Origin of the sequence: Vallitalea guaymasensis, assembly GCF_018141425.1 — a bacterium.
GTDB classification, from domain to species: domain Bacteria; phylum Bacillota; class Clostridia; order Lachnospirales; family Vallitaleaceae; genus Vallitalea; species Vallitalea guaymasensis.
On the sequence record NZ_CP058561.1, the window covers coordinates 1,477,662 to 1,489,393 of the forward strand.

Sequence of the window (11,732 nt, forward strand, 5' to 3'; positions counted from 1 at the left end):
TTTTATAAATCACTATCTTCCTTTTCTACATAATTGATAGCTCTATGTCTAATGAATGTATCTAGTCGTTTATTATTCAAAAAATCCATCTTATCAGCAGGCATGAAACCTCCAGCCATCTCATCATGTCCTCCGCCAACACCTCTATGAGCCATAATGAATCGCATTAACTTGTTAGCCTTGATTTTGGTGCTTTCACTACGAATAGAAAATTTTACTCCATCCGCTCTCTTGGCATATGCCACAACAACGGATACACCCTCTATTGTATTAACCATATCACTGATAGTCCCGAGAAGAGAATCATTACAATCTTCTATATGGACAAAGCCCAAATAACCATATATTTCTACATTATTTAATGCTTTTGCATACGCAATTAAATCAGATTTTACAATCTGATTTAATTTCAGTGATTTTATCATACTAATCTCTGCTTGATTATATAAGAAATAAAACATTTCTATATCAAGATCATTAACACGTCTAGACAGATTATCAGTATCCATCATTATTCCATACAATAGTGCAGTAGCTACGTTAACAGTCAAAGGAATATCATTGACATAAAAATATTCTGCTACTATTGATGAACATGCACCAATATCTGACCTGATATCTTTAAAAAGATAAGTATCAGTATCATTAACAATCTCATGATGATCGATTACCATTACATTCTGCTTAATGAGATTAGTTACATTAGAATTACCTAACTGTGTATCAACCAATATAACAAAATCATCTTTATTGTACTTCATCTCATTTTTGACTGTCATCTTTATATTGAACAGTTCAACCATCTTTTTTGAATTTGCTTTTTCAATTGTCTGTACATGAATAATCTTTGACTTGATTCCGTACTTATCCAGTAAAAACTTAATCCCTAAACTGCTTGCTATAGAATCTGGGTCAGGAATATTGTGAGGTTGTATATATACCTTTCCAGCGTTTTTTAGTTGTTTCAATAATTCTTTTAATTTATCTTTCATTATTGCCTCCATACAAGCACTCTAATTACTTACCAACATCCTTACTACACTTCTGTTGGCTGGTTATCATTAGAAGACTCAATTCCATCTGTAGCTTCATCTGGATTAGATACATTTTCTGTATCGGATTGCTCAACTGGTTGACTTTCTGATTCCTCAGCTGTATCTTTAACTAATTGGTCAACCACTATGTCTGTAAATGCTTTCAAGCATACATTACTCTGTAATACTTCCTCAGTATCCTCCCAGATCTCTCCATCATAACTTATATAGCCTTCACCATCACTTAAATCTACTTTGCCAAGCCATTTGACATCCCTGTCAAATTCAGCAGCTATAGGAAATTTCGTTCCAGGAGTAGTCATCTTGACAATGACTGCAAATTTCTTATTCTTATCAAGTGTTATAGGCTGTTTTAGATTGATAGTATAATAACCACTATATTCCCTGAATCCACTTTCAAGGAAAATCATATTTTTCAAGTCATCCTTACCTGTAAAGTTTTCTACAAGGTATACTTCATATTTAGAGTTAATGCCAGTAGTATAGAAGCTAACAGCTTTTAACTCTTCTTGTTGATTACCTGTTTCATAAACATTAGAAAAATACCCTGTGTCTGTATTGAATCCTAATTTCCCTACTAATCCAAGCCAATCTGCTTGATATATTTTATCATAATTATCATTATCTTCTATTTTACTATATACCATATTTTGCTTACCTATATAAGCGTCATAATAAGAAATATAAAAATATCCTTCTTCACCAAAATCAGTACCAAAACTGTTTTTACAGATGAAAGCACCATCCTCGTCTGGTTGTATTATAAAATTCTCCTTAGGATATTCGTCATCCCATCCAACAATAACTACATCATGGTTAGTTTCTTCTTTGCCATTATAGTTCAAGGAATAAGTATTTTTGTTGTAATACTTTTCATTTTCTACATCTCTATATTCCCAATAGATAGATGTATGAACGCCTCCGTAATTCTTAACAGTATCTTTTATGGTTTCAAAATTATCGGCTGGTATAAAGTAAGCTTCTTGCAGGTGTTTAACACTTTTTACATCTTGTGATGAGATTCCGTCTCCATATACATCATCACTTTCCATTATAGGACCTGACCATCTAGCGAAATATGCTAATGCAAGCATAAAATCTCCACCTTGGTCTTGAGTCAAGTTATAACCGTGTTTCAAACTCACATTATCTTCAGAAAAATCATATATTTCTCCAGTTTGCTTTAGTAAACTTGATTCAATGGAGCCAAGTGCCGCAAATGCCCAACATGTACCAAGCTCTTTTTGGTCCTTGACAGAAGTTACATTTCCTTCCTCTCTTAGATCAAACCTAGCATTAGCTTTATCTTTATAAGGACCATGATCAGAATTGATGATAACTACTCTATTATCACCATCCCACAATACTTCACATCCAAAAGCTTCCATAACAATTCTTATAGGTAGATAAATCCTGCTCTTCTTATTTACAGCATATGTATCATTTTCAATTTTTTCTTCGTTTTTATATATAAACTTTTCACCTATTGGAACATTAACTACTATATCCTCATGTTTTATAACTACTAAATTCAACTCTCCTACCCACTCTACCTCAGCTCCAAATGACTCTAATGTAAGCCTTAGTGGTACCATTGTTCTGTTATTATCATCAATATATGGTATTCCATAATATTCGTCATATACTATATACTCATTATCTAAAATAACTGAAACCTGTGGTGCATCGATAGCACAAATAGAAGTAGGCACAATAAAGACAACTGTAAATACATATATAAAAAGCATTTTTATGTTTTTTTTCATCTTCAATATATATAACCTCTTTTCTATAATGTATTTTAATTGATAGGATTCACTCTTTTAGGAGGTTTACTTCCAAAATATTGATAAAGATTTGCTTTCATCATTCCAGTGTACAACTTCCTTTTTTTATCAGCATTCTTTCCAAAATATCTCTCAAATTCATCAAATGAAGTGATAATGAAATAAGACCAATCCTCAAGATTCTTATCAAAAGTAATCTTCATATCTTTGTACAATTCTATTACGGTTTCCTTATCTCCAAGTCTCTCACCATAAGGTGGATTAGTGATAATAAATCCATATTTCTTATTATTGCTGGTTTTCCTCATATCCCTTTCTTGAAAATGAATCTTATCTTCAACACCAGCATTTCTCACATTTTCTCTTGCAAGTTTTAAAACTTTATAATCTATGTCATAACCGGCAATGTTTAATTCACATGTTGTATCTATAACATCATTGGCCTCATCTACTGCCTTGAACCATGATTTTACCGGAATAATGTTTTTCCATTTTTCAGCTGTAAATTCTCTGTCAAGTCCTGGAGCCATATTCATAGCTATCATTGCAGCCTCGATAGGGATAGTTCCACTACCACAAAATGGGTCAACCAAGATTCTATCTTTGTTCCATGGTGATAATTGAATTATAGCAGCTGCCAAAGTCTCACTGATAGGTGCTTTACTAGTAAATGTTCTATATCCTCTTTTGTGCAAAGCTTCACCACTTGTATCTAAACATATGGATACTCTATCTTTTTTTATGAAAACTCTAATAGGATAGTGTTCACCATCTTCATTAAACCAATTGACATGGTATGTTTTTTTCAATCTTTCAACTATTGCTTTTTTAATTATTGATTGAATATCTGATGGACTAAAAAGCTTGGATTTAATGGAAGAAGCCTTTTTAACCCAAAACTTGCCATCTTGTGGTATCCATCTTTCCCAAGGTAAATCTTTTGTTTTATCAAATAATTCTTCAAAACTAGTAGCAGTGAATTCTCCTACATTAATCATTACTCTCTCTGCTGTCCTTAGCCAAATATTTGATCTACAAACACCCAGTTCATCTGCTATATAGGTTATTCTTCCATCTTCTACTCTCTTAATTTCATAACCTAATTTTATAATTTCCTTTTTTAAAATAGACTCGACCCCAAAAATACAAGGTGTTGTTAATTCAATATATGACATCGTTTTGCTCCTTTATCAATTAGTGTATATTAGAAGTTATCTTCATTAGTATTTACTCCTACATTATACTTTAAATAAATCTATTCTACAATAATCTTACACATTAAATCTTTGTTACATATCTTTAACTTACTCAATTTTCCGAAAAAATATTACAGCTAATGCCTATAGAATCTTGAACTTGAAAAAAATTTATGTTAACATACAAGAGAATTAGGTAATTAATTCCATTCCCAGAATATGTATTAAAAAATTTATGATGAAGGGGGATATAATATGGAAAATATAAAAAGCCCTAATATCTTTGTGAAATTCATAAAAAGTTTTACTGATTTTCGTGTTTACAATAGTATAAGACATGAAAGATTAGGTAAATCTTTTGGTTATCTTATACTCTTAGCATTATTCATTGGAATTACGTTAAGCATAGTTGTTTCTGTTAAGACTAATACTTCTATTGACAATACTATAGAATTATTACAATCAGATGATATGCCTGAGATAACTGTTCGTAATGGTATCCTTAATATTGATATGAATGAACCTTTAGTATTGACTAAAGATCATGACTTTATATTTATCGTTGATATGACAGATAAGTATACTTTGAATGATTTAGTGGGTTATTCTATGGGATATTTAGTTACTCCTGAACGAATTATCATCAACCAAGCTGGAAGCCCTCCTATGCCATTAGAATTCAAGGATTTGAGAGACTTCAATATTGATAAAAATTCAGTTTTAGAGATATTAAATAGTTTTAGAGGACTTGCGATTGGAATTATTGTCTTCTTGATAATTGCTGGAACTGTTCTATTAAAATTATTTGAAAGCTTAATGGTAAGTATCATTGGACTTATTGCAAACTCAGTATTAAAAACAAACCTAAGCTATAATGAAGTATATAAAATCGGTATATATGCTTTGACTTTACCAGCACTTATAATGCTCTTGATAAATTGCTTTGGATTGGCAGTAGCACTTGGATTTAAATTAATCATATATTACGGAATTTCGACTATTATTGTTGTTATGGCATTAAAGAATATATCAAAAGATGATAACAGCGATACTCTTATTGATAATAGTAATAAATATGATAATTATTAATTCCAGCTTATTCTAACTAAAATAATTAGACCAGTATCTCTTATAATCTAGCAATTAAACTGTTCATGTTAGTTGCAAAACATTATAATGGGATACTGGTCTTTTAATGACTAAGTCTAGATTATTCTAATACAATTGATTTAATTATATTTCCTTCAAAATCTTTTATGAGAAATTCTTTTCCTTCAATAATACCATAGCTATTTGGATTATTTTCCTTTGGCAAAGAAATGGAACCTGGATTAAGTATATATTTATTATCTAATTCCTTAGCAACAGGTATATGAGTATGTCCATGAATTATTATATCGCCATCTTCTATTGGTGGCATGTTGGATTCATTAAACAAATGTCCATGAGTAGCAAAAATTCTTTTGTTATTATGAAATATGATATTGTAATCACTCATAATAGGAAATTCAAGAACCATTTGGTCTACTTCTGCATCACAATTTCCTCTTACACAAATAATCTTGTCTTTTAAATCATTAAGTATCTGTATAACTTTTTTTGGTTCATATTCCTTTGGTAGTGAATTTCTTGGTCCATGATACAAGATATCACCAAGTAAAACTATATAATCAGCACCTTCTTCTTTATATTTTTCAATTGCTTTTGCAGCATAATAAGAAGATCCATGTATATCTGATATAAACATTAACTTCAAGTATATCACCTTCCTTAATTATTCATAGTAAATATTATTCCATAAATATAAAGTAAGGTCAATAATTGATTTAACTGAATTTAGCTATATTAGTTAAATAGTACAACATTTAGCTAAAAAGGATATAAGCAATATTATGAGGTTAAATAGAAAAACTTTCTTACAACAAGAAAGAGAATCATTAAATGATTCTCTTTACTCTGGGTTATAATGAGAGGGGATTCTCTATTATATTTTTGTGCGCCTTTGCGCTTCTGTATAATATTATGTCGATTTTAATGTCTCATTAAGTCAAACATTATGTCTAGCATTATGTCTATTATTATGTCGTCAATTAGAATTATATATAAGATAAGTGTAATTAGTATGTATTTAATTTGTCTTTTATGTGTCCTTTTCTGCTATTTTTTTACAAATACTTTTATATTTCTTATATATTATAGATTTATTCTATATATTTATTACACTAATGATATAATACCCAGTAAAAAATCCTATAAAACTTCTTGCTATTTTGGTCAAAAGTGTTATAATATATTTATAGTATAATACAAAAGATATAACCAATATGGAAATTATTCTATTCCACTATACTTGATATCAATACTTCAACTCCCAAAAACACTAAAAAAACCAACATAACTCTATAGTATAGAGAGGAATATAAAAATATAATCGACTATTATTAGATATAGTTAAATTTTATGTTTTATTTTAACCATTTTGGTCTAAAGTTATTTTCATATAGAATATAATGTAAAGAGGTGAATATTATAATGCAATATAGAGCTCATGAAGATGAAGTTTATTCTTTCAAAAAGGAATCTTTGATATTGAGAGATTTACTTGCCACTGACAGAACCTTCCTAGCAAATCAGAGAACACTATTAGCATACATAAGAACTGCTCTTAGTCTAATCGTAGCTGGTGCTTCCTTTATTAAATTTACTGATAATCTCGTAATAGAAATTATTGGAATGATATTGGTACCATTTGGAACTATAATCGGAATAGTAGGTTTAATTAAGTATATAAGGAGAAATAGGGATCTAAAGAAAATAAAAAACATAGCGAATTACGATATAAATTAAATAGCAACGTTTCTATTTCATATGCTAGTAGAACTTATGTATAAGTGTATATAACGAGCTTAAATTCAAAGCTCGTTTTTATTATATTCAAATTTCATATTAACTTGTTCTTGATAAATAATTGGGCAGCTCCTAGCGCTATTGCATTCTCTTTATAATCGCCACCCTTGACAAATACAATATTGCTTTGATTTCCTGAAATATGCCTTTCTATATACTTAAGTAAAAAATTATAAAATATATCAGATAAATTTATGATAGGTCCACTTAGGATAACTTTACTAGGATTGACAATAGTAACATAATTAGCTAAACCAATCCCCAATATTTTAGCTGCAAATTCAAACACTTCATTAGCTAGATACTCACCTGATTCAGCTGCTTTGATTATATCGTTGAAAGTAATGCTGTTTGTGTTTTTATTGATAGTCGTAGCTCTTCCCAATTTCACAAGGCTGACATATTTTTTAACAATGGATAAAATTGATGCATAGCATTCTACACATCCTGTTTTGCCACAATAACAAGGTTCTCCGTCATAGTTGACTACCATATGTCCAAAAGCATCATTGGCATTATTGATAGTAGGAATTATTCTACCATTTGCAATAACTCCCATCCTTATACCTATACCACAGTTTACATAGACAATATTGGAATATTCGATTAATGAACCAGCTAAATACTCAGCATAGACAGCTGTATTAGCACCATTTTCAATAATTATCTCCATATCCAGAGCGTCTTCAAGCATGTCCTTGATAGGTACATTATTCCAACCTTTTGCATAAAAGTTATTTGGCTTGAATATAATGCCCAGATTAGAGTCCAATGGACCTATAGTACCGAGACCTCCACCAACTATTTTTTCTTTTATGATTCCTAATCGGTTTAATCCTTTGTTAAACACCTCTTTTATACTTCTAACAGTTCTATCAGGTGTCATATCCTGCTTCATCTGAAATTGTTCATCAAATAGAATTTCTCTCTTGAGATTTGTTATGATAACTTTTGAGTAAGTTCTTGAAATATCAATTCCAACAAAATAATATTCAAATGGGTTGACATCAAATAATGTTGGCTTTCTTCCTCCAGTTGACTCCTGCTCACCTATCTGAACAATAAATTTAGAATTCATTAATGTAGTCATAGATCTATTAAGAGTAGTAAGTTTCATATTGGTATATTTTATAATCTTTTTTTTAGTAAGAGGTCCAAAACGTAAAATGATGTTAAAAACTTTCTTGTTGTCCTCTGTTAGATTTTCAACATATTCATAGAATTCCATATGTTCACATCCTTAAAAAAAGGGCTGTCCATCTTCCATAAATGTATTAAGACAACCCTTTCAACTTCTAATTATTTTAATCCATCTTCATTGATTTCAACATTATACTGCTCTTTCAATGCATTGAACTTATCTGTGTATACCTTAGTTTGTTCGTTTCTTAAAAGAGTTTGTTTGATTTGTTCTTGTACTTGTTCAAAAGTCTTGATTGCAGCTTCTTTTTTCTCTTCAACAATAATTAAATGATATCCGAATTGAGTTTTTACTACATCACTTAATTCTCCAACTTTTAATTCAAAGGCTGCTTTATCGAATTCTGGAACCATTCTTCCTTTACCGAAGAATCCTAAATCTCCACCTTTATCTTTTGAAGGACAAGTTGAATATTCTTTAGCTGCTTCATCAAAAGCTTTTCCTTCTTCGATTTCTTTTCTTATTCTATTAGCCTCTTCTTCTTCTTTTACAAGAATGTGTTTAGCTCTTACTTCTTCTGAAGAAACAAAAGACTTTCTATTACTGTCATAATAAGCTTTCATGTCCTCTTCGCTTACTGTAACTTTTTCTAGTAATTTCTGGATAGCGAATCTTTGTAAAAGACTGTGAGTTGCTTCTTCTAAGATTTTTTTGAATTCTTCTTCTTCGTCTAATTTGTTAGCAGAAGCTTCTAAATAAAAAAGCTCAGCAGCAACAAGTTCATCTAGTAGTCTTTTTCTTCCCTCTACTGTACTTACTTCCATCATTTGTTGTTGTGGTAAAGAACGCATAATATTCATTAAATGCTCTTTTGTAATTTCTATACCTTCAACTTTAGCTAATACATTATTATCCATTGTAATCTCCTCTATTATCTTATTTGAAAATGCTGTATTTCCATAAAAATTCATGTCTATATAATAATATTATATATATACCAAATTTGCAATACAAATAATAATACTTAACATATACCTATACTATTTTACTATCTTATTAACTTAGGTGTGATTTAAAATTGAAAGACTAAATAACTTATTGTATAATCTATACTAAAGGAGTGAATAACTATGGAAATTAAATCTACTAATTTTGGTTTTACAAAATCCGGAGAAGAAGTAACCAAATACACATTATACAATGATAATGATTGTAGTGTAAGTATTCTTAATTATGGTGGAATCATTAATAATATAATGGTGCCTGATAAAGATGGTAACATTGAAAATGTAGTCCTTGGTTTTGATACATTCAAAGAATATGAAGAAAAGTCACCTTTTTTTGGTAGCCTTGTAGGACGAGTAGCTGGAAGAATCTCAAATGCTTCATTTGAGATAGATGGTACTACTTACAACTTAGCTGCAAATAATAATGGAAACACTCTACATGGTGGTTTAAAAGGATTTGATAAAGTTATATGGAACGTTACAGGGATTGTAAAAAAAGATAGTGTCTCTCTATATCTTAATTATATAAGTGAAGATGGAGAAGAAGGGTTCCCTGGTACTCTTGATGTAAATGTCACTTATACTTTTAATAATGATAACGAGTTAGAAATATACTATAGTGGTAAGACAGATAAAAAGACAATCATTAATATGACTAATCATTCTTACTTCAATTTATCAGGTAATGGAAAGAGAGATGTATTAGAGCAATATTTACATATTAATGCTGATAAATATGGTCTTGTCGATACTGAAATCATTCCTATTGGTGTGGCTGATGTTGATGGAACTGCTTTCGACTTTAGAGAAATGAAATTAGTTGGTAGTGATATTAAAAATGATGAAGTACAGTTGAAAAATGCTGGTGGCTATGACCATCCTTTCATGCTTAATGATGATGGCAATATCTCAGCAGCTATGTATGATGAAAAAAGCGGACGTTATATGGAAGTTGTCACAGACCAGAAAGCTGTAGTCTTTTATGCTTGTAATCAAATGGAGGCAGGTATGAAATTAGCTTCTAATATGGTTACAAAAAAACATATAGCATTATGTTTGGAAACACAATATTATCCAGATGCCATTAACCAAGATTGTTTTGACTCTAATATCTTAAGTCCTGAAGATACATATAAGGCGTATACAAAATATAGTTTCAAAATCAAATAATACAGATTAAGTATAAGGGGCTGTCTCAACAGCCCCTAATCAAATTCATCATTATTATTCATATACATTGCTTTAGATTCTTTATAATACCTATTCAATTTCCTAAGATTATAACTCCATAAAAATATAACAAAAGGAATAAAAATTATAAATAGATTACTGCTTTTTGACATTAAGATATAGTCATATAATCCATGCAATAATACTGGAATCCACAAAGATAATCTTAGATAGTATTTTCTTTGTCTTTCACTCTCACCAAACTTAGCCAATGATAGATAATATCCCATGGTTATGGCAAACAGCATATGGGCAGGAACTGAAAAAATAGCTCTCTGCAAACCTATCGTAGATACATTAGAATATCTAAAAACTACATAAAGTACATTTTCTACAGTAGCGAATCCCAGCGATGCAAAAACTGCATAAACAATACCATCAAGTTTTTCATTGAAAGCTCTATGATTATATGCAAAACTCTTTACTACCACTCTTTTAACAAATTCTTCAGTAAAACCAGCAACTATAAAAGCTACATAGGCAATCCCTAATAATCCAGTAAATATATTGAAATATGCTAATATCCTTTCTATAAGTATAGCAGGTAAAATGCTTATACCACCAAAAATAAATATCTTAATCAATAGATGCAATGGTTCTTTATCGTATCTATCCGTCAAATATATTCCTAATGCTAGTGCAATACCTGGTGTAATAGCTACAACATACAAATCAATATCCATGTTATTCCTCCGTTATCAATAAAACTTTTATATCCTGTAAAAAACAATTCATATTCATTATTATTAATCCAAACTTAATCTTATATTAATCTTATTGTGTTATATTATAAAATGTAATATAATAAAACACAATATAATATAAATTATATATATTAATATGTACAACTTATCTGTTTCATATTAATAATATTATTTATTACTTCAAATACTAAAAATATTAGAAGGGATGTATGACTATGGATAAAAGAATTTATCGCTCAAGAGATAACCAAATGATTTGTGGTGTTTGCTCAGGTATAGCAAAATATTTTAATATAGACCCAACTATTGTTAGAATTCTATTTCTTATAACACTTTTTACGTGGGGTTCTGGTGTATTGATATACATAATCTGTTCAATTGTCATTCCAGTCGAACCTATAGAATATGCTCATAACACTTACGATAGTAACACTCATGATAGTAACACTTATTATGATAGTAATTCTTATGATAATAATACTACGTATAATAGTAATACTTATGACCATAACACTCCGGAAAAAAGAAATAATCTCTCCAATAGCAATGGTAGAACAATTCTTGGAATAATATTAGTTATTATTGGTGGTATATCAATATTAGAAAAAATATTTGACTGGTTTAGTTTTGACTTAGTATGGCCAATCGCAATTATTGGAGTTGGATTCCTGATCCTTACAAAAGATAGAAATTGATACATGGGGC

General features: G+C 29.9%; 11 protein-coding genes. 4 read left to right on the forward strand and 7 right to left on the reverse strand.

Annotated elements, in window-relative coordinates:
• Nucleotides 1-2: 2 nt before the first annotated feature.
• Genes HYG85_RS06785 through HYG85_RS06795 form a run of 3 tightly spaced genes read right to left on the reverse strand, consistent with a single transcriptional unit; the run spans nucleotide 3 to nucleotide 4,017 of the window.
• A complete protein-coding gene (locus HYG85_RS06785) occupies nucleotides 3-992 on the reverse strand; it encodes a DHH family phosphoesterase (protein ID WP_212692838.1) in 990 nt (329 codons plus the stop codon).
• Nucleotides 993-1,036: 44 nt separating this feature from the next.
• On the reverse strand, nucleotides 1,037-2,821 hold the full coding sequence (locus HYG85_RS06790; RefSeq protein WP_244971328.1) for a lectin like domain-containing protein: 1,785 nt from the start codon (nucleotides 2,819-2,821) through the stop codon (nucleotides 1,037-1,039).
• A gap of 35 nt (nucleotides 2,822-2,856) precedes the next feature.
• Nucleotides 2,857-4,017: a THUMP domain-containing class I SAM-dependent RNA methyltransferase gene (locus tag HYG85_RS06795; protein WP_113672231.1), complete on the reverse strand. Its 1,161-nt coding sequence runs from the start codon at nucleotides 4,015-4,017 to the stop codon at nucleotides 2,857-2,859.
• 276 nt (nucleotides 4,018-4,293) lie between these two features.
• Between HYG85_RS06795 and HYG85_RS06800 the strand changes: the two genes are divergently transcribed.
• Nucleotides 4,294-5,127, forward strand: coding sequence for a DUF1189 domain-containing protein (locus HYG85_RS06800; RefSeq protein ID WP_212692840.1), 834 nt, complete (start codon nucleotides 4,294-4,296; stop codon nucleotides 5,125-5,127).
• A gap of 121 nt (nucleotides 5,128-5,248) precedes the next feature.
• On the opposite strand, the gene yfcE is transcribed toward HYG85_RS06800, so the two are convergent.
• A complete protein-coding gene (gene yfcE, locus HYG85_RS06805; protein WP_212692841.1) occupies nucleotides 5,249-5,794 on the reverse strand; it encodes a phosphodiesterase in 546 nt (181 codons plus the stop codon).
• A gap of 776 nt (nucleotides 5,795-6,570) precedes the next feature.
• Between yfcE and HYG85_RS06810 the strand changes: the two genes are divergently transcribed.
• Complete coding sequence (locus tag HYG85_RS06810) at nucleotides 6,571-6,885, forward strand: DUF202 domain-containing protein (RefSeq protein ID WP_113672234.1); 315 nt, start codon at nucleotides 6,571-6,573, stop codon at nucleotides 6,883-6,885.
• Nucleotides 6,886-6,979: 94 nt separating this feature from the next.
• On the opposite strand, the gene HYG85_RS06815 is transcribed toward HYG85_RS06810, so the two are convergent.
• Nucleotides 6,980-8,173: an ROK family protein gene (locus tag HYG85_RS06815; RefSeq protein WP_113672235.1), complete on the reverse strand. Its 1,194-nt coding sequence runs from the start codon at nucleotides 8,171-8,173 to the stop codon at nucleotides 6,980-6,982.
• A 71-nt stretch (nucleotides 8,174-8,244) separates the two neighbouring features.
• Entirely contained in the window at nucleotides 8,245-9,003 is a 759-nt protein-coding gene (locus HYG85_RS06820; RefSeq protein WP_212692842.1) for a peptidylprolyl isomerase, read from the reverse strand.
• Nucleotides 9,004-9,216: 213 nt separating this feature from the next.
• Here HYG85_RS06820 and HYG85_RS06825 point away from each other — a divergent pair, with 213 nt between their 5' ends.
• Nucleotides 9,217-10,263: an aldose epimerase family protein gene (locus HYG85_RS06825; RefSeq protein WP_212692843.1), complete on the forward strand. Its 1,047-nt coding sequence runs from the start codon at nucleotides 9,217-9,219 to the stop codon at nucleotides 10,261-10,263.
• A 35-nt stretch (nucleotides 10,264-10,298) separates the two neighbouring features.
• On the opposite strand, the gene HYG85_RS06830 is transcribed toward HYG85_RS06825, so the two are convergent.
• Complete coding sequence (locus HYG85_RS06830; RefSeq protein ID WP_212692844.1) at nucleotides 10,299-11,006, reverse strand: PrsW family glutamic-type intramembrane protease; 708 nt, start codon at nucleotides 11,004-11,006, stop codon at nucleotides 10,299-10,301.
• A gap of 236 nt (nucleotides 11,007-11,242) precedes the next feature.
• On the opposite strand from HYG85_RS06830, the gene HYG85_RS24750 reads away from it, so the two are divergent.
• On the forward strand, nucleotides 11,243-11,722 hold the full coding sequence (locus tag HYG85_RS24750) for a PspC domain-containing protein (protein ID WP_212692845.1): 480 nt from the start codon (nucleotides 11,243-11,245) through the stop codon (nucleotides 11,720-11,722).
• Nucleotides 11,723-11,732 lie beyond the last annotated feature (10 nt).

Bases quoted from the DNA above. Each gene is read 5' to 3' on its own strand.
- HYG85_RS24750 (WP_212692845.1), top strand. From the start codon at position 11,243: ATGGATAAAAGAATTTATCGCTCAAGAGATAACCAAATGATTTGTGGT.
- HYG85_RS06825 (WP_212692843.1), top strand. From the start codon at position 9,217: ATGGAAATTAAATCTACTAATTTTGGTTTTACAAAATCCGGAGAAGAA.
- HYG85_RS06800 (WP_212692840.1), top strand. From the start codon at position 4,294: ATGGAAAATATAAAAAGCCCTAATATCTTTGTGAAATTCATAAAAAGT.
- HYG85_RS06795 (WP_113672231.1), bottom strand. From the start codon at position 4,017: ATGTCATATATTGAATTAACAACACCTTGTATTTTTGGGGTCGAGTCT.
- HYG85_RS06790 (WP_244971328.1), bottom strand. From the start codon at position 2,821: ATGAAAAAAAACATAAAAATGCTTTTTATATATGTATTTACAGTTGTC.
- HYG85_RS06785 (WP_212692838.1), bottom strand. From the start codon at position 992: ATGAAAGATAAATTAAAAGAATTATTGAAACAACTAAAAAACGCTGGA.
- HYG85_RS06830 (WP_212692844.1), bottom strand. From the start codon at position 11,006: ATGGATATTGATTTGTATGTTGTAGCTATTACACCAGGTATTGCACTA.
- HYG85_RS06820 (WP_212692842.1), bottom strand. From the start codon at position 9,003: ATGGATAATAATGTATTAGCTAAAGTTGAAGGTATAGAAATTACAAAA.
- HYG85_RS06815 (WP_113672235.1), bottom strand. From the start codon at position 8,173: ATGGAATTCTATGAATATGTTGAAAATCTAACAGAGGACAACAAGAAA.
- HYG85_RS06810 (WP_113672234.1), top strand. From the start codon at position 6,571: ATGCAATATAGAGCTCATGAAGATGAAGTTTATTCTTTCAAAAAGGAA.